Below are 18,990 nucleotides of genomic sequence, written 5' to 3' on the forward strand. Positions count from 1 at the left end.
ATTATGGTAAAGATTCGAGAGAAGCAAACCGAGCAGCTCGAGAAGGCTGCCTCCAAGGGGCTCAAGCTCGGTGGCTGGAAGAAGATGACGCTGTCTTCTAAGATTGCCGCCATCGTGCTGGTGCTGGTCGCCCTGACTGCGATTCTTGCCCCCCTGCTTGCCCCCTATAGCCCGGTCGAGATCTTTACGGCTCGCCAGGCTCCCGGCAACGGGTTTATCTTCGGAACCGACGACAAGGGCCGTGACATCCTTTCGCGTATGCTCTACGGTGGCCGTTACTCGCTGATCATCGGCTTTGGTGCTACCGCTATGGCTCTGGTCTGTGGCTCCGTTGTCGGTGCTCTTGCTGCGGTTTCGCGCAAGGCCGTCTCCGAGACGATTATGCGCATCCTGGACATCATCATGTCTGTCCCGGGTATCGCCCTCGCAGCCGTCTTCGTTTCCATCCTGGGCAACTCCGTGCCGTCGATTATCTTTGCGATCGGCTTTATGTACACCCCGCAGATCGCCCGTATCGTGCGTGCCAACATCGTATCCGAGTACGGTGAGGACTATGTCCGCGCGGTTATCGTCTCCGGCGCCAAGGCTCCGTGGATTCTGATCAAGCACGTTCTTCGTAACTGCATTGCCCCGATCATGGTCTTCACCGTCACCCTGGTCGCCGACGCTATCATCTTCGAGGCTTCGCTGACCTTTATCGGCGCTGGCATCCAGGAGCCCACTGCTACGTGGGGCAACATCCTCGCCGACGCCCGCGGTGGCGTGCTCGCCGGTCGTTGGTGGCAGGCGCTGTTCCCGGGTCTGGCCATCATGATCACCTGCCTGGCGCTCAACATCCTCTCCGAGGGCATTACCGACGCTATGGCCGCTGCTCCTTCCGCCGCCCTGGATCCGACCGATTCCTCCAAGCGCCGCGAGGCCGACCTGCTGGTCTCCGACCCCGTTCGCGCCTACAAGGAGCAGGCCCAGTCCCTGTCCGCCCGTCTTGGCGCCCTGCGCGATGTCGAGCTCAAGCGTAACGACCGCCATGTGCCCGATGAGTCCGTTGAGCCGATTCTTTCGGTCCGCGATTTCTGCATCCAGTTTGAGCACCACGGTGATATCAACGTCGTCGACCATGTCAACTTTGACGTCCGTCCCGGCCAGACCATGGGCCTGGTAGGCGAGTCCGGCTGCGGTAAGTCCATCACCACGCTGGCCATCATGGGCCTGACCGATGAGGACGAGCATCTTTCCGGCGAGGTCCTCTGGGAGGGTCGTGACCTGCTTAAGATGAGCAAGAAGGAGTGGTTCGGCCTGCGCGGTACCGATATCGCCATGGTCTATCAGGACGCTCTGTCCTCGCTCAACCCCTCTATGCTCATCTCCGCCCAGATGAAGCAGCTCACCAAGCGCGGCGGCACCCGCAGCGCCGAGGAGCTCCTGGAGCTCGTCGGCCTCGATCCCAAGCGCACGCTCGAGAGCTATCCGCACGAGCTTTCCGGTGGACAGCGTCAGCGCGTTCTGATCGCTATGGCCCTTACCCGCGACCCCAAGCTGGTCATCTGCGACGAGCCCACGACTGCTCTGGACGTTACCGTCCAAAAGCAGGTCATTAAGCTGCTCAACGATCTTCAGGCCAAGCTCGGCTTTGCCATGATCTTCGTTTCGCATGACCTGGCGTTGGTCGCCGAGGTCGCCCATAACATCACGGTTATGTACGCCGGTCAGGTTATCGAGCAGGCGCCCACCAAGGAGCTGCTCACCAACCCGATTCACGAGTACACCCGCGGTCTTCTGGGTTCCGTTCTGTCCATCGAGAGCGGTTCGGGCCGCCTGCACCAGGTGCCCGGCGCCGTCCCCAGCCCGCGCGATTTCCCCAAGGGCGATCGCTTCGCGCCCCGCTCAAGCCATCCGCACATCGGCCTGGACACCCGTCCGGTCTTCAAGCGCGTGCCCGGCACCGAGCACTTCTATTCCGAGCTCCCCGATGAGGTGCTCAAGGCAAATGGTTTGACCCCTCATGCGGAGGTGATGTAGATGAGCGAGACTGCGGTCAACGGCGTCGAGCCGATTATCTTCCTTGACGATGTCCACGTCACCTTTAGGACCCGTACCGGTTCGATCCTGCACCCCAATCTGGTTCATGCCGTCCAAGGCGTGACCATTAAGCTCATGCCCGGTCAGACGATCGGCATCGTCGGCGAGTCCGGTTGCGGCAAGTCCACCACTGCTAATGTCATGTGCGGCCTGCAGGCCCCCACGAGTGGCAAGGTCTACTTTAAGGGCAAGGACGTCACCAAGCGTACTGCCGAGGATCGTCGTCACATGGGCCGCGTCATCTCGGTCGTGTTCCAGAACCCCGCGACGGCACTCAACCCTCGCATGGTCGTTCGTGAGCAGCTGCTCGATCCCATGCGCGTCCACAACCTGGGTACCGAGGCCGAGCAGGAGAAGCGCGTTAAGGAACTCCTGGAGCTCACCGGTCTGCCCAGCTCTGCCGCCGAGGTTCTTCCCGGCCAGCTTTCGGGCGGTCAGCGCCAGCGCGTGGCAATTGCCCGTGCCCTGTCGTTGAACCCTGACGCCATCATCGCCGACGAGCCCACCTCGGCTCTGGACGTTTCGGTCCGCGCGCAGATCCTCAACCTGTTGACCGATCTTAAGAAGGAGCTCGGCCTGGCCATGGTGTTCATTAGCCATGACATCCAGACGGTCCGCTACATCTCTGACGACATCATCGTCATGAACGGCGGCAAGATCGTCGAGCAGGGCGAGGCCAAGCAGGTCTTCCAGAACCCGCAGGACCCCTACACCAAGATGCTGCTCGGTGCTGCGCCGTCGCTGCTGCACCCCAAGCTTGGCGAGTAGGTTCGCTTTCCCTCCTGTGCGCCCGGCTCCCTTGCCGGGCGCACCCTCGTTGCGATTTCGAAAGGTTGGGTTCACGAGCCATGCCAAGCGCTCAGGAGCTACAACAGCAATTTGGTGGTTATCGGGGCGCCATGCCTCGTCCATCAGATTTCGATCTCTTTTGGAACGACCGCATGGCCGAGGCTGACGCCGTCGAGATCGACTATTCGGTCGAGGCGGCATCGATTGCCGATGCTGCGACCTGCCAGTTTTTTGACCTCTGGTATACCGGCATGTGCGGCGCCCGCCTGCATGCCAAGTATCTCAAGCCGGTTTCGGACGAGTCCGTGCCGCTGGTGCTACAGTTCCACGGCTATCCGGGCGCAAGCCGCAGCTGGTTCGAGCAGGCGTCGTTTGCGGGTATGGGCATGGCACTTGTCGCCCTCGACTGCCCCGGTCAGGGTGGCCCCTCCGAGGATATTGGTGGATTTGAAGGCACAACGGTTGCCGGGCATATCGTTGCCGGTATCGACGGCGACCCGGCCAATCTCTACTACGTACGCTTGCATCAGGATATCCGCATTCTGTGCCGCATTGTTCGCGAGCTCGAGGGCATCGATCTTGCCCGTGTTTTTGTGAACGGTGCGTCGCAGGGCGGTGGCTTGGGCATTGCGACCTGCGCGCTTAACAGCGAGCTTATCAATCGTGCCGCCATCCTCTATCCTTTCCTGTCGGATTTCCGCCTGGTCTGGGATTTGGATGCCGACGACATTGCCTACGAGGGCCTGCGCTATTGGTCTCGCTGGTTTGACGAGGACTCGACTCGTATTGACGAGGCCTATGCCAAGCTGGCGTATTTCGATTCCAAGAACTTTGCCCCCATGGTCAAATGCCCCGTGCTGTTTGGCACGGGAACGGCCGATATCGTCTGTCCACCGGCGACGCAGTTTGCGGTCTACAACAACCTGACCTGTGAGAAGCGCCATGAGTTCTTTGAGGGCTTTGGCCACGAGGAGATTCAGGATTTTGACGATCTGATCATTCCGTTTTTCTGCAAGGAAGGGGAGGCTCATGTCTAAGTGCGAGAGCAATGTCAATGAGCTGATTGACCCCGAGCTTGCGGGGATCTCTGGGACGGTTTCGTCAAGGCTCTCCGATTTCCGTGATTGGCGTGGCGATGCCTTGGCGGATGTTTCCGAGTTGGAGGCAGCCGCTTCGGACTTTGAGGTTTGCGGACTGACTGTCACGGCGATTGATTTCGCCAATCCGTGCGCGCACTACTCCGAGGTTTCCTTTGAACTTGCCGGGGAAGTCGTACACGGCCGTTTGATTGAGCCCTCAGGTTGCGCCCGGGCATCCGAGCTTGTGCCGCTATGCCTGATGTTTCACGACATCGACCGACCCGTACGTGGATGGCATCACATGACGAGGTTTGCCGCCATGGGATATGCCGTGCTTGCGCTGGACGACGATGTGATTGGGCTCAGCGAGCTGCAGCAGGGGGTTACCTCGCCCGTTTTTGTTGAACGCGTCCGCTGGGGCTGTGCAATGGCAAAGGTCGCGCGCAATCTTGACGGCATGGACCCCGACCGCATCTTTGCATGGGGCGAGGGCCTTGGCGGTGGAGTCGCGCTGGCGGTTTCTGCTCTGGACGAGCGGGGCCTTGCCTGCACGGCGGTTGCCAATCCGCTTCCCGGCGGCCTCGAAGCGCTGTCGTCTCGGGTGCGCGGATCGGTACTCATGGGTACATCGCTCATGGATGCCGTGAGCGATCCCAAGGGCCAGTTTGCCGTATTCAACGGTCTTGAGTGTGACCGGAGGCATATTATCTATGCCAAATATGCTCACGAACGCATCAATGCGTTCGAAAACGAAGTCGTCGACTTCTTTAACCAAGCGTTCTACCTGTGTTCTTTGGCCTAGACGGCCTGGACACTGCCAACAAGAGTGGGCGGCATAGGGCCACCCGCCAGACAACTAAGGAGATTCTTGTGGCAACTCAGAAATTCACCGGCGTTATTCCTCCCGTCGTTGTTCCCGATACCGAAGATCACCAGCTCGACGTTGCCTCCTTTGAGCGCAGCATCAACCGCATGATCGACGCCGGCGTCGATGGCCTGTTCTTCTTGGGCTCTTCGGGTGAGGTCGTTTTCTCCACCGACGAGCGTCGTCGACAGATCATCGCCGAGGCCGTTCGAATCGTCGACCACCGCGTTCCTGTTCTGGTCGGCATCATCGATACCGAGACCGAGCGCATGATTGAGCACGGTAAGGTTGCTCAGGAGCTGGGCGCCGATGCGCTCGTTGCCACCTGTCCGTTCTATGCCCTGCAGGGCATGACCGAGGTCGAGGAGCATTTCCGCATCCTGCACGAGGAGCTCGACCTGCCCATCTTTGCCTATGACATTCCCGTGTGCGTTCACACCAAGCTCCCTTGGAAGCTCCTTGCAAAGCTCGGCGCCGAGGGCGTCCTTGCTGGCGTCAAGGATTCCTCGGGTGACGACGTCTCGTTCCGCTACCTCGTTCAGGAGAACGAGAAGAACGGCCATCCGATGAGCATCCTCACCGGCCATGAGGTCGTCGTCGACGGTGCCTACCTTGGTGGCGCCGACGGCTCTGTCCCGGGTCTCGCCAACGTTGAGCCCGAGGGCTACGTGCGTCAGTGGAAGGCCGCTCAGGCTGGTGACTGGGCTACCGTCAAAGCCGAGCAGGATCGCCTCAATGAGATTTCGCACATCTGGGACGTCACCTCGGGCGTCCAGGGCTATGCCGGTGGCGTTGGCGCCTTCAAGACCGCTATGAACCTCATGGGCATTTTCGACAGCCCGACCATGCCGCGCCCGGTGAAGGCCATGACCGGCGAGAACGTCGAGGCGATTAGGAAGGTCCTCCAGGACAACGGTCTCCTGTAAAGCTTTCCCGGGCACCCGATCTTGGGGCTCAAGCGATCGAGCGTGACCCATTAGGTCAATGCCCGACCGCTTTCACCCCAACCCCGGGCACTCGGGAAGCCTTTAGCAAGCTGCGGCGATAACACCGCCTTTATTTCCTGTAGTTGTTTTTATCTCCTAAGGAGAGCGACATGGAGAACAAGTACATCTGCTCCGTTGATATCGGTGGCACCAAGATTGCGACCGCCATTATGGAATATCCGGCTGATGGCGGCGTGCCCCATCCCGTATTTGAGGCTGAGGTTCCCACCGAGGCCCAAGAGGGCGGTGAGGCCGTCTTCCAGCGTATCGAGGCGTCCATCAAGGCCGCTCTCGAGGCGAATCCCGATGTCGAGGTCCTTGGCGTCGGTATCGGTGCCGCTGGCGTCGTCGATCCCAAGACGGGCGCCATCGCGTATGCCAACGAGATCATGCCCGGCTGGTCCGGCGTTCAGTTGGGGCCGCGTCTGCGCGAGGACCTCGGTCTTCCCGTTGCCGTTGTAGGCGACGTGCAGGCTCATGCTCTGGGTGAGGCCCATTGGGGCGTCGGCAAGGGCAAGTTCTCCGTCTTGTGTCTGGGCATCGGTACGGGTATCGGAGGCGCATATGTCGAGAACGGCCGCGTGATGCAGGGCTTCCATGGTGCTGCCGGCCATATGGGCCACATCGAGTGCTCGGCTGCCGCCGGCATTCCCTGCGCCTGCGGGCGTTCCGGCCATCTGGAGTCGGTGGCTTCGGGTACGTCGATTGGGCGCATGTACGACGAGCGCTTCGGTCGCGTTGACCCCAGCCGTCCCTCGGTTGGCCGCGACGTGAACGACCTGTGCCGCGCGGGTGACGCAAAGGCGACCGAGGTCATCCACGATGCCGGCTTTGCATTGGGCGCTAGCTTGGGCTCGCTCGCCAACATTCTGGATCCAGAGGTCATCGTGCTTTCGGGTGGCGTAATTCACCAGGGACCCGATTGGCGTTCGCAGACGTGGAAGGATTCGGTACACGAGGGCTATGCCAGCCAAGCGCTCGATCCGCTTCAGGACACGCCGATCCTCATCGGTTCTCTGGAGGGCGACGCACCGCTTATCGGTGCCGCCGAGCATCTTCTTGCCTCGTTAAAGTAAACGTATCTGCTGTAGGAGCCTCCCGAGACGACACGCCTCGGGAGGCTGTTCTGAGAAAGGTTATAGCCTTATGACCGTCGATCCTTTAATTCAATCCCTGAAGGGTAAGCTCATCGTGAGCGTTCAGGCGTATATGGGCGAGCCGCTTCGTACGCCCGAGACCATGGCTCAAATGTCTCGCGCTTGCGAACTCGGTGGCGCCGCCGCCATTCGTTGCCAGGGCCTTGCCGACATTGCTGCCATTAAGGGTCGTTGTGAGGTTCCTGTTATCGGCCTGTGGAAGGATGGACACGAGGGCGTTTACATCACGCCGACGCTGCGTCACGCCCGCGCCTGCGTTGCTGCCGGTGCTGACATCGTGGCGATTGACGCCACCGATCGTCCGCGCCCCGATGGCAAGTCGCTCGAGGACACTTTTCGTCCGCTGCACGAGGAGGGCGTGCTTCTGATGGCGGACTGCGCCACGATCGAGGATATCCGCCGCGCGGTCGACATGGGCTTCGATTTGGTTTCCACTACGCTTTCGCATGGCGTCGCCGCCATCGATTGCACCATGGCAGACGGCCCCGACCTGCCGCTTTTGCGCCAGGCAACCGGGGAGTTCCCCGGTCTTCCCATTATTTGCGAGGGTCGTGTGCATACGCCCGAGGAGGCTCGCGCCGCGATTGACGCCGGCGCCTGGGCCGTTGTCGTTGGCACTGCCATTACGCACCCCACAAGTATTACGAGTTGGTTCAAGGCTGCGCTTGAGGCGTAAGACGGGCCTCGTATCCGCTTGGGGCGGTATACTCAACTAAGGCAATTGATCGCGCGGGATCCGCTGGCCGGGTCCTGCGCTTATTTTAGGAGGCAGCACATGCAAAAGGGAGATGCCATGGATGCGGCGGAGCGCACGGAGCGCATTCCCGATATCGTCATCATCACCGGAATGTCCGGATCGGGCCGAACGCAAGCCATGCATGTGTTTGAGGACATGGGCTATTTTTGTATCGACAACCTGCCTCCGCGCCTGATTGCGCAGCTCGCAGAGCTTGTTGGCATCAATACGGGTGTGGGTAGACATCTTGCTGTTACCTGTGACCTTCGCAGCCAAGGCCTGTTTGATGAGCTGCTTGACGCCGTTGCCGCCTTGGAAGAGCGCGAGATGAGCTGTGACATTGTGTTTCTCGATGCATCTGATGAGGTGCTGATTCGCCGCTACAGCGAAAACCGCCGCCGCCATCCCATTGCGAAGCCGGGGGAGACCACGGCCGACGCCATCCAGCGCGAGCGTTTACAACTCCAGGGCGTGCGCGACCGAGCCGATATGATCATCGATACGAGCCGCCTTCGTACCTCTGCTTTACGCAATAAGCTGCGTGCGGCTTTTTCAGAGCTGTCCGACCAGCAGCTCATGGACGTCCACGTCTTCTCATTTGGCTTTAAGCATGGTATGCCCGTCGAGGCAGACATCATGATCGATGTTCGCTTCCTGCCTAATCCATTCTACGACCCCGAGATGCGCACGTTGACCGGCCTCGATAAGAAGGTCTCCGACTTTGTCCTGGACCATCCCAAGACGCAGGAGTTCTGGAAGGTTTGGACGCAGTTGCTCGATACGGTCATGCCGGGTTATATCGCGGAGGGCAAGCCGCAGCTTTCCATTGCCATCGGCTGTACGGGCGGCCAGCACCGCAGCGTTGCCATTGCAGAGGCTACGGCCCGATACCTGGAAGGTGCTCAGTATCACGTGAGCATTTCTCACCGCGACTTGTCGCGTGCCAATACGAAAGCATAGGTTTGAATGTCGTTTACCGCCGAGGTGCGTGACGAGCTTGCGCGCTGCGAACCCGAATGTGAATATTGCGATCTGTCGACACTTGCCGCTCTTACACGTGTGAGTGGCACGCTTTCGCTGGCGGGCTCTGGTCGGTACCGTTTGACGGTTGCGACCGAGACGGGTGCCGTTGCACGCACGATGATTACGCTGACGCACCGCATCCTCAAGCTCAAAACGGAGTTTACCGTTCGCAAGTCGGTCTTGCATAAGGTGCGAAACTATCTCATCACCTTGCCCGACCAGCCCGACCTCGATAAGGCTTTGGTTCTGCTGGGCATTCTCGACCGCAGGGGAGGGCTCGTCGCCGGTGTGCCGCGCCATATCGTCGCCCGGCCCTGCTGCAGGCTCGCCTACATTCGCGGCGCTTTGATTGCCGGCGGCTTTGTGGCAGACCCGCGTGGCGATTTTCACCTGGAGATTGCGGTGCAGGGCGAACAATACGCCAAGGGGCTTTGCGACCTGTTGGAGCAGGTCGGGGTTCATGCGCGCGTCAACGCCCGGCGAGGATCATATGCCGTGTACATCAAGAGCGCCGAGGAGATTGAGCATTTGCTCAAATTGATTGGTGCCAAGCGCAGCGTTGCCGAAATCGAGGAAGCCCGTGCGGTCAAGTTGGTGAAAAACGACGTAAATCGTCGCGTGAATGCTGAGCTGGCCAACCAGACGAGAAGCGCCGGCGCTGCCCAACATCAGCTCGCGCTTATCGAGGAGCTTGAGCGACGCGGCATGCGCGATGTGCTCCCGGATGCCTTGGCGGCCTTTTGTGACTTACGTGAGCGCTATCCCGATCTCTCACTGCGAGATTTGGGGGAGATGGCCGACCCTCCTTTGTCAAAGTCGGCCCTATATCACCGTGTTTTGCGTCTTGAAAAGCTCATTGAAGCGAACAGGTAGTTTAAAGCGGCAGTTTATATAGTACTTGAACTGCTGTTTTATGCTTTAAAACGTTTTAAAGCAAATTTGATTTTCAATTTCGAGCATTCTCGTGAAATTCAAGTCAAAAAAAAGGTATATTAGGCGAGTGGTTAGTTTGTGGGCCTCAACGGCGGGCGCTGTAGCTTGCGGGGGCCTTACGAAAGGAGACACAATGGCAGTAAAGGTTGCTATTAACGGCTTCGGTCGCATCGGTCGTCTGGCCTTCCGTCAGATGTTCGGTCATGAGGGCTCCGAGATCGTCGCTATCAACGACCTCACCTCTCCCGATATGCTCGCTTACCTGCTGAAGTACGACTCCACGCAGGGCAACTATGCTCGCGATCACGAGGTCGTCGCTGGCGAGGATTCCATCACCGTTGACGGCAAGGAGATCAAGATCTACAAGGAGGCCGACGCCAACAACCTGCCTTGGGGCGACCTCGACGTCGACGTCGTTCTCGAGTGCACTGGCTTCTACACCAGCAAGGCTAAGGCTCAGGCCCACATCAACGCTGGTGCCAAGAAGGTCGTCATCTCCGCTCCGGCCGGCAGCGATCTGCCCACCATCGTGTACAACGTCAACCATGAGACGCTGACCGCTGAGGACAACATCATCTCCGCTGCTTCCTGCACCACCAACTGCCTCGCCCCGATGGCCAAGGGTCTGAACGACTTCGCTCCCATCGTGTCCGGCATCATGACCACCATTCACGCCTGGACTGGCGACCAGATGCCGCTCGACGGCCCGCAGCGCAAGGGCAACAAGCGTCGTAGCCGCGCCTGCGCCGTCAACATCGTCCCCAACACCACCGGTGCTGCCAAGGCTATCGGCCTGGTTCTCCCCGAGCTCAACGGTAAGCTCATCGGTGCCGCCCAGCGCGTCCCGACGCCGACCGGCTCCCTCACCAACCTCTACGCTGTCGTTGACAAGAAGGTTACCGCCGACGAGGTCAACGCCGCTATGAAGGCCTACGCTGCCACCATCTCCGAGACCTTCGCTTACAACGAGGACGACATCGTCTCCACCGATATCATCGGCGAGACCCATGGCTCCATCTTCGACGCCACTCAGACCATGTGCTCTGACCTCGGCAACGGCCAGACCCTCGTTCAGGTTACCTCTTGGTACGACAACGAGAACTCCTACACCTCTCAGATGGTCCGCACCATCAAGTACTTCGAGAAGTTCGTTGCTTAATTTAGCTTTTAGCGAATAGCTCGTTGAGCGTCTAAAAAAGGGCGCGGCCTTATAGGGCTTACACCCTAAGGTCGCGCCCTTTTTATAAGAAATCGTCTGCCGTAATGGGAGGCAGACACGTACGAAAGGTAGAAGCAAACATGGCCTTTACCAAGAAGACCGTCCGCGACATCGATGTCGACGGCAAGCGCGTTCTCGTCCGCGTTGACTTCAACGTGCCTATCAAGGATGGCGTCGTTGGCGACACCACCCGTATCAAGGCTGCCCTGCCCACCATCAACTATCTCGTTGAGCACAATGCTCGCGTTATCCTCATGAGCCACCTCGGCCGTCCCGAGGGCACCGGCTTCCAGCCCGAGCTTTCCCTCGAGCCCGTCGCCAAGAAGCTCGCCGAGCTCTCTGGTCTCGATGTTGCTTTTGTCGCCGACACTTATGGCGAGAAGGCCGTCGAGGCCGTCGCCGCCGTCGAGCCGGGCAAGGTCCTCGTTCTCGAGAACGTCCGTTTTGACAAGCGTGAGAAGAAGAACGATCCCGAGATCGCCAAGACCCTCGCTTCCTATGGCGACGTCTTCGTCCTCGACGCCTTCGGTACCGCTCACCGCGCCCAGGGTTCCGTCGTGGGTCCCGCCGCTTACCTGCCCGCAGTCGCTGGCTTCCTTCTGGAGAAGGAGGTCGACACGTTGACCGGTATCTTCGCCGAGCCCGAGCGTCCCTTCGTCGCCATCGTCGGCGGTTCCAAGGTTTCCTCCAAGATCGGCGTTCTCGATCACCTCATCGACTCCGCCGACACCCTGATTATCGGTGGCGGCATGGCCTATACCTTCTTCCTGGCTCAGGGCATGACCGTCGGTCAGTCCCTCAAGGAAGAGGACTGGGTCGAGCGCGCTGGCGAGATGCTCAAGAAGGCCGAGGAGAAGGGCGTCAAGATCCTGCTCCCCATCGACAACCGTGTTGCCGACCACTTTGGCGAGGACGCTGTCCCCGAGGTTGTCGCTTCCGACGCTATCCCCGACGACCGTGAGGGCATGGACATCGGCCCCAAGACCGAGGAGCTCTACGCCGAGGCCGTCAAGGGCGCCAAGACCGTATTCTGGAATGGCCCCATGGGCGTCTTTGAGTTCGACAACTTCGCTCACGGCACCCAGGCTATCGCCGAGGCTGTCGCCGAGGCTGATTGCACCTCGATCATCGGTGGTGGCGATTCCGTCGCAGCCGTCAACAAGTTTAACCTGGCCGACAAGATGAGCTGGATCTCCACCGGCGGTGGCGCTTCCATGGAGCTCGTCGAGGGTAAGGCCCTGCCCGGAGTGGAGGCGCTTCTCGATGCCTAATCGCACCCTTCTTATCGCTGGTAACTGGAAGATGAACAACGACGTCGCCGAGGCTGCCAAGCTCGCCGACGAGCTGGCCCAGGCTCTGCCCGAGGTGCCGGCTGGCGTCGAGGTGCTCGTCTGCCCTCCGACCATCGATATTACTACGGTTCATGACCGCATTCAGGCTGCCCCCATCGCCCTCGGTGCACAGAACGTGTACTGGGAGGCCAAGGGTGCCTTCACCGGTGAGTCCTCTTGCGACATGCTCAAGTCCGCTGGCTGCACCTACTGCATCATCGGCCACTCCGAGCGTCGTGACTACTTCCACGAGACCGATGAGGACCAGAACAAGAAGGCTAAGGCTCTCGTTGCCGCCGGTCTTGTTCCCGTCTTCTGCTGCGGTGAGTCCCTTGAGGTTCGCGAGGCCGGCACCTATGTCGAGCATGTCGTGAACCAGGTCAAGGCTGGTCTCGAGGGTCTTGAGATCACCTGCCCCAAGCAGGTCGTCGTCGCCTACGAGCCCATCTGGGCCATCGGCACCGGCAAGACCGCTACCGCCGAGGACGCTCAGGAGGTCTGCGGCGCTATCCGTGAGACCCTCAAGGAGATGTTCGGCGAGGAGCTCGCCAACGGCATCCGCGTTCTTTATGGTGGCTCCGCCAAGCCCGCCAACATCGCTGAGCTTGTTGCCAAGCCCGACGTTGACGGCGCCCTCGTGGGCGGCGCTTCGCTCAAGGCTGCCGACTTCGCCTCTATGGTCGTCAAGGCAGGCGAGTAGGGCATATGGCACAGCGTCATCTTCCTGCACTCCTAATCATCATGGATGGCTGCGGCTTGGCTCCGGCCGACGGCGAGAACGCCGTCGCTGCCGCCAAGACGCCCTTCCTCGATAGCCTGTACGAGAAGTATCCTCACACCACGCTCGGTGCTTCGGGCGAGGACGTGGGCCTTCCCGACGGCCAGATGGGCAACTCCGAGGTGGGTCACCTCAACATCGGTGCCGGCCGCATCGTGTTTCAGGAGCTTTCGCGCATCAATAACGCCATCAAGGACGGCTCCATCGCCAAGAACGAGGTTTTCGTCAAGGCTATGGGTGACGTCAAGGCCGAGGGCAAGACCCTGCACCTCATGGGCCTCATGAGCCCCGGCGGTGTTCATTCTCACATGAACCATGTCGAGGCCCTGGTCAAGATGGCTGCCCAGTATGGCATTAAGACCGTTCGCGTTCACGCCTTTATGGATGGCCGCGACGTCGATCCGCAGTCCGGTGCCGGCTACATGAGCGAGTTCTGCGCCTTCCTGGCCAAGATCTCCGAGGAGACTGGTTGCGACGCTCGCGTTGCTACCGTCTCGGGCCGTTATTGGGCCATGGACCGCGACAACCGTTGGGAGCGCATCGAGCGCGCCTACGACGTCATGGTCAATGCGTCCGATGCCGATACTGACCCCGTTGCCGGTATCAAGGCCTACTACGAGAAGGATCCGCGCGGCGATGAGTTCGTTGAGCCGTTCGCTGCCCACAACGAGGGCATCCACGAGGGCGACGCGGCCATCTTCTTCAACTTCCGTCCCGACCGCGCTCGTCAGATGACCCGCGTGTTCACGGACAAGGAGTTCGACGGCTTTGAGCGCGAGCAGATCAAGCTCTCGCACTTTGTGACGATGACCGAATATGATCCGACGTTTGACGTCGAGGTCGCCTTCCCCAAGACGTTCCCCGAGAACGTTCTGGCTGACGTTATCGCAGCCAATGGCCTGAAGCAGCTGCACACCGCCGAGACGGAGAAGTACGCCCACGTGACGTTCTTCCTTAACGGCGGCATCGAGGAGCCCAAGGAGGGCGAGGAGCGCGTGCTCGTCGCTTCCCCCAAGGTTGCTACCTACGATTTGCAGCCCGAGATGAGCGCTCCCGAGGTTACCGAGAAGCTCGTCGCTGCCATCAACGAGGACCGCGCTGATTTCTACATCGTGAACTTCGCGAATTGCGACATGGTTGGTCACACCGGTGTCTTCGACGCGGCCGTTAAGGCTGTCGAGGCTGTTGACGATGCCCTGTCCAAGGTTGTCCCGGCGATTCTCGCTAAGGGCGGCTTTGCGCTGATTACCGCCGACCACGGCAACGCCGATCACATGTTTGACGTTGCTTCCGACGGTTCCAAGCATCCGTTTACGGCTCACACCACCAACCGCGTGCCGTTCATCATCGTTGATGAGAAGGCACAGCTCACCGGTATCGAGGACGGTCGACTTTCCGATATCGCCCCGACTATGCTCACCATGGCTGGTCTGGAGCCTTCCGCCGAGATGACGGGCCGCGTGCTCGCCACCGAGGCCTAATAGAAAACAAATACCGTTTTCTAGTAAGGGGGTTGTCCACAACCGGACAACCCCCTTTTTGGTATTTCTGCCATTTCCACCCCGTCCTTGAGTGTCAGGTAGGGGAGAGCGGGGGATTGTGGTACAGTACTGGAGTTTGAACTGTTCTATTAAGGAGCTTATCTATGGGTCCGTTCCAGATTCTTCTGTTTGTCGTTTGGGCTGTCTCAGCCGTGGCGCTGACGATTCTCGTCCTGATGCATTCCGGTAAGGGCACCGGCGTTTCGGATATGATCGCTAGCTCGCTGTATAACTCCAGCTCTGCCACGGGCGTCATGGAGCAGAACCTCGATCGCCTGACGGTAATTATGGCCGTTGTTTTTGCCGTGTGCGTCGTCCTGTGCATGTTCTTCTTCCCGCAGGGCATCGTGGGCTACTAAGCACGAATCGCATAAAAAATAAAAAGGGTTCCGCAAGTGCGGGGCCCTTTTTGTTTACATATTTGTAACAGAGTCAGAATATCACCACATACTGCGCCCAACTAAAGAAATTCTCGACCGTTAACCGGAATTGGCCCCAAATCGTGCATAAAATGCGCTACTGTATTGAAAACGTTGGCCTGTTGTGCATAACCAGCCATAGCAACGGGCGGCGTTTCGATAGTTCGGATCGGATTGTCTCGACAAATGTCCGACTGAACATTTCTTTGTCCTATCTCATAAGGAGGATGGCATGGCTGATTCTATGTTCCACCAGCCCGTTATGGGTCGTCGCGCCTTTGTCGGCGGTACCCTTGCTGCGAGCTCCATGGCTTTTCTTGCCGCATGCGGCAAGAAGGGCGGCGACGCTTCCGGTTCTGAGTCCGGTTCGACGCTGAACTTCTACATCAATAACCCGGTCTGCATCGACCCCTACAATGTCCAGGAGGACCAGGGCACTCAGGTCGAGTACCAGCTCTTTGACGCTCTGACCTCTTATGACGCCGAGAAGGGCGAGATCGTTCCGCTGGCTTGCGAGTCCTTCGAGGCCAACGACGACGCCACCGAGTTTACCTTCAAGATCAAGAAGGCCAAGTTCCACAACGGTGATGACGTTACCTCCAAGTCCTTCAAGCTCGGTTGGGAGCGTCTGGTCAGCACCAAGTCCGCTGTCGCTCAAGAGTATGGTCCTTCCGAGGTCTCCTATCACCTTTCCATGGTCGAGGGCTATGACGATCTGCTTGCCGGTAACACTACTGAGCTCAGCGGTGTTACCTGCCCTGACGATGAGACCCTCGTCGTCAAGCTGACTTCCGCTTACGCCGACTTCCCCTTCGTCGCCTCTCATCCGGCTCTGTCCCCTGTTCCCGAGTGCGCCGAGTCCGATGTTAAGAGCTTCTACCTTGCCCCGATCGGTAACGGCCCGTTCATGATGGACGGCAAGTGGGAGGATGGTCAGGAGATCAACCTCAAGAAGTTCGACGATTACTATGGCGACAAGGCCAAAATCGATGGCATCCACTTCCAGGTCATCAAGGACGTGGAGACCGCTTACAAGGAGTTCCAGGCCGGTAACCTTGACATCTGCGACGTTCCCGTTGCCCAGATCGACGCCGCCAAGAAGGATCGCGGCGAGTCCAAGGACGGCTACACCATGGGCGACGGCGAGCGCATGCTGCTCGGTGCCGAGCCTTCCACCTACTACCTGACCTGCAACACCACGGCCGAGCCGTTCAACAACGCCGATCTGCGTAAGGGTATCTCCCTGGCCATCAACCGTGAGGCCATCTGCAAGACCATCTTCAAGGGTACCCGCACCCCCGCTGACGGCATTGTTCCTCCGGGCATCGATGGCTACAAGGAGGGCGCATGGGAGTTCTGCGCCTACGACGTCGACAAGGCTAACGAGTACCTCGACAAGGTTGCTCCCGCTGACGCCAACGGCGATCGTGGCATTAACGTGACTCTGTCCTACAACCAGGACGGTGGCCACAAGGAGATCATGGAGTCCATCATCGGTGACCTTGCCAAGGTTGGCGTTACCGCCGTCTCCGATACCCCCGAGTGGTCTGCCCTGCTCGAGCAGTACCAGAACCTCAACTATCAGTTCGGTCGTCTGGGCTGGATTGCCGACTACCCGATCATGGACAACTTCCTGTATCCGCTGTTCCACTCCGACTCCCTCGGTGGCGACAACCGTTCTGGTTACAACAACCCCGAGTTCGACGCCAAGGTCGACGAGGCCCGTACCACGATTGACGACGAAGAGCGCGTCGCTAAGATGCAGGAGGCCGACGCAATGGTCGCTGCTGACTGCCCGGTCATCCCGCTGATGTTCTACACGCACACCATCGCCGGCTCCGATCGCATCAAGTACCTCTATGTCGATCCGCAGAAGCACGCCGATCTGGGTACCGCTGAGCTCGCCTAAGAGTTTTGCAGCTTCCGTGAGGGTCAAGTATTTACGTAGACCTCATGGGAAACATACAGTTCTCCCTAACCTGGGGTAAACTGGCTGATGGTAATTTTGGGATGCCGGTCTGGCGATCGGCATCCCATTTAAGTTAATCCCTAGATAGGGGAGTGGTATGGGTAAGTACATCGTTAAACGTGTGCTTCAGTTCATCCCGGTATTTTTGGGCGTTACGCTGATTCTGTTCGCCCTCCAGAATATCGTGCCGGGAGATCCGATCAAGCTGATCGGTGGAGACAAGGCTCTGTCCCCCGAGGTGGAGCTTCAGCTTCGCGTCCGCTATCACCTGGTCCAATCGGACGAGGACGGCAACGCGATCCTTGACGAGAACGGCGACCCCGTTCAAACGTCGCTCGTGGACCGTTACTTGTATTACATGAACGGCCTGCTTCATGGCGATCTGGGTAATTCCTATCAGCGCAAGCTGCCGGTTACGGAAATCTTTGCCCAGAAGTATCCGTATACGGTCAAACTTGCCGCGTGCGCCATCGTACTCGAGGCAATCATGGGTATCGGTGCGGGTATCATTTCGGCGGTAAAGCGTTATTCCTTCTGGGATATTTTGGTAACGCTCACCACGTCGATCCTCGTTGCCGTCCCGGCCTTCTGGCTCGGTATGTTGCTGCAGCTGTTCTTTGGCGTCATTCTCAAGGACGCCACGGGCGGTGCATTCTCCATGCCGATCTCGGGTGCCGGTGGTTCCAGTTCTCAGTATCAGGATTGGATGCACTATGTGCTTCCGACCATTACGCTGGCTTCGGTTTCGACCGCTTATGCCGCCCGCATTATGCGCTCGCAGCTGCTTGACGTCATGAGCCAGGATTACATCCGTACGGCAAAGGCCAAGGGTCTCTCCAATCGCGCGATCATCATCAAGCATGCGCTTAAGAATGCACTCATCCCCGTCGTTACCTATATTGGTGTCGACTTTGGTGCCATGCTTTCGGGCGCCATCCTGACCGAGACGGTTTTTAACTGGCCCGGTATCGGCTATGAGGTCTATCGCGCCATTAGCATGCGTGACTGGCCCATCGTTATGGGCGGCGTTACGCTCATCGTCGTCGTCGTCATGGTGATCAACCTGCTCGTCGACATTAGCTATGCATTCCTCGACCCGCGCATCCGCCTTGGCGGTCCGTCGGATAAGGCCTAAGGGAGGTACGTCTCATGCAGGAAACTGATTCTCAGTCTCAGGAGCAGGCTACCGCCACCATGGCTGCATCTGCTCCCGCCAAGTCTCGCACGCTGTGGGGCGACGCTTTTAAGCGTCTTCGTAAGAACAAGCTCGCCGTTATCGGTGTCTGCTGGATCATTATCGTCGTTGTGGTTGCCTTGACCGCAGATCTGTGGGCTAAGCCCTGGCTCGGTTCGCCGACGGCTTCCGATTCGACCACCATGGCCGAGACGTCGCTGCTGGCTCCGTGTGCAGAGCACCCGTTTGGCACCGACTCCCTTGGCCGTGACATTCTCGTCCGCGTTATCTACGGTGCACGCGTTTCGCTGTCCGTCGGCATTATGGCCACTGCGATCTCCACGGTGATTGGTCTGGTCATGGGCGCTCTGGCCGGTTTCTACGGCGGCATCTGGGATACGATCATCATGCGCTGTGCGGACATCTTCCTTGCGTTCCCGTACGTGCTGTTCGTTGTCGCCATGATCGCCGTTATCGGCCGTGGTCTTCAGAACGTCTTTATCGCCATCGGTATTCTTGGCTGGCCTTCGATTGCGCGCGTCTTCCGATCCGCGATCTTGACGGTCAAGGAAAACGACTATGTTGACGCTGCGCGCGCGATGGGTGCATCTGATGTTCGTATCATCGTGCGTCACATCTTCCCGAACTCCGTTGCCTCCATCGTGGTCTACGCGACTATGAACATTGGTGGCGCCATTCTGACCGAGTCCGCTCTGTCCTTCCTCGGCATGGGCGTTATTCCGCCTACGCCTTCGTGGGGCTCCATGATTCAGGACGGTCAGCAGTATCTTCTGACTGCTCCCTGGATGATGATCATGCCCGGTCTGGCAATTCTCTCGACGGTGCTCGCCTTCACCCTGCTGGGTGACGGTCTGCGCGACGCCCTCGACGTCAAGATGAAGGACGCATAAG

The 18,990-nt window shown here is 59.2% G+C and carries 17 protein-coding genes; all 17 read left to right on the forward strand.

The annotated features are described in order from the left end of the window. Positions 1–3 precede the first annotated feature (3 nt). The 17 genes from ACTQXO_RS05050 to ACTQXO_RS05130 all read left to right on the forward strand — a co-directional run bounded on the left by ACTQXO_RS05050 (position 4) and on the right by ACTQXO_RS05130 (position 18,989). A complete protein-coding gene (locus tag ACTQXO_RS05050) occupies positions 4–2,019 on the forward strand; it encodes a dipeptide/oligopeptide/nickel ABC transporter permease/ATP-binding protein (protein ID WP_154517511.1) in 2,016 nt (671 codons plus the stop codon). After that, positions 2,020–2,847, forward strand: coding sequence for an ABC transporter ATP-binding protein (locus tag ACTQXO_RS05055; RefSeq protein ID WP_154517508.1), 828 nt, complete (start codon positions 2,020–2,022; stop codon positions 2,845–2,847). An 80-nt stretch (positions 2,848–2,927) separates the two neighbouring features. Then, positions 2,928–3,905 carry an acetylxylan esterase gene (locus ACTQXO_RS05060; protein ID WP_427728772.1) on the forward strand — a complete coding sequence of 326 codons (978 nt, stop codon included), beginning with the start codon at positions 2,928–2,930 and terminating at the stop codon, positions 3,903–3,905. Then, positions 3,898–4,749 (forward strand): acetylxylan esterase, encoded by an 852-nt coding sequence (locus ACTQXO_RS05065; RefSeq protein ID WP_441038758.1) that lies wholly within the window; start codon positions 3,898–3,900, stop codon positions 4,747–4,749. The genes ACTQXO_RS05060 and ACTQXO_RS05065 overlap by 8 nt, the downstream gene beginning before the upstream one ends. Before the next feature lie 68 nt (positions 4,750–4,817). Next, entirely contained in the window at positions 4,818–5,738 is a 921-nt protein-coding gene (locus ACTQXO_RS05070; protein ID WP_427718650.1) for a dihydrodipicolinate synthase family protein, read from the forward strand. Between the two features lie 170 nt (positions 5,739–5,908). Further along, complete coding sequence (locus ACTQXO_RS05075) at positions 5,909–6,874, forward strand: ROK family protein (protein ID WP_427728775.1); 966 nt, start codon at positions 5,909–5,911, stop codon at positions 6,872–6,874. Between the two features lie 70 nt (positions 6,875–6,944). After that, positions 6,945–7,631 carry an N-acetylmannosamine-6-phosphate 2-epimerase gene (locus ACTQXO_RS05080; RefSeq protein ID WP_441038757.1) on the forward strand — a complete coding sequence of 229 codons (687 nt, stop codon included), beginning with the start codon at positions 6,945–6,947 and terminating at the stop codon, positions 7,629–7,631. Positions 7,632–7,730: 99 nt separating this feature from the next. After that, positions 7,731–8,651, forward strand: coding sequence for an RNase adapter RapZ (gene rapZ / locus ACTQXO_RS05085; RefSeq protein WP_427718645.1), 921 nt, complete (start codon positions 7,731–7,733; stop codon positions 8,649–8,651). 6 nt (positions 8,652–8,657) lie between these two features. Then, positions 8,658–9,587: a DNA-binding protein WhiA gene (gene whiA, locus ACTQXO_RS05090; protein WP_154517461.1), complete on the forward strand. Its 930-nt coding sequence runs from the start codon at positions 8,658–8,660 to the stop codon at positions 9,585–9,587. Positions 9,588–9,780: 193 nt separating this feature from the next. Next, positions 9,781–10,806 (forward strand): type I glyceraldehyde-3-phosphate dehydrogenase, encoded by a 1,026-nt coding sequence (gap, locus tag ACTQXO_RS05095; protein WP_154517458.1) that lies wholly within the window; start codon positions 9,781–9,783, stop codon positions 10,804–10,806. Positions 10,807–10,946: 140 nt separating this feature from the next. Further along, positions 10,947–12,137, forward strand: coding sequence for a phosphoglycerate kinase (locus ACTQXO_RS05100; protein ID WP_441038755.1), 1,191 nt, complete (start codon positions 10,947–10,949; stop codon positions 12,135–12,137). After that, entirely contained in the window at positions 12,130–12,897 is a 768-nt protein-coding gene (gene tpiA, locus ACTQXO_RS05105; RefSeq protein WP_154517452.1) for a triose-phosphate isomerase, read from the forward strand. Before ACTQXO_RS05100 ends, tpiA begins: the two co-directional genes overlap by 8 nt. A gap of 5 nt (positions 12,898–12,902) precedes the next feature. Further along, entirely contained in the window at positions 12,903–14,456 is a 1,554-nt protein-coding gene (gene gpmI, locus ACTQXO_RS05110) for a 2,3-bisphosphoglycerate-independent phosphoglycerate mutase (protein WP_441038754.1), read from the forward strand. Between the two features lie 164 nt (positions 14,457–14,620). Next, complete coding sequence (gene secG, locus ACTQXO_RS05115; RefSeq protein ID WP_006236144.1) at positions 14,621–14,875, forward strand: preprotein translocase subunit SecG; 255 nt, start codon at positions 14,621–14,623, stop codon at positions 14,873–14,875. 292 nt (positions 14,876–15,167) lie between these two features. Then, entirely contained in the window at positions 15,168–16,844 is a 1,677-nt protein-coding gene (locus ACTQXO_RS05120) for a peptide ABC transporter substrate-binding protein (RefSeq protein WP_441038752.1), read from the forward strand. Positions 16,845–17,001: 157 nt separating this feature from the next. Continuing rightward, a complete protein-coding gene (locus ACTQXO_RS05125) occupies positions 17,002–18,039 on the forward strand; it encodes an ABC transporter permease (RefSeq protein ID WP_304212150.1) in 1,038 nt (345 codons plus the stop codon). A 59-nt stretch (positions 18,040–18,098) separates the two neighbouring features. Then, positions 18,099–18,989 (forward strand): ABC transporter permease, encoded by an 891-nt coding sequence (locus ACTQXO_RS05130; protein ID WP_441038768.1) that lies wholly within the window; start codon positions 18,099–18,101, stop codon positions 18,987–18,989. Position 18,990: the final 1 nt, after the last annotated feature.

Source organism: Collinsella sp. LCP19S3_D5 (assembly GCF_052121415.1).
In the GTDB taxonomy this organism is placed as follows: domain Bacteria; phylum Actinomycetota; class Coriobacteriia; order Coriobacteriales; family Coriobacteriaceae; genus Collinsella.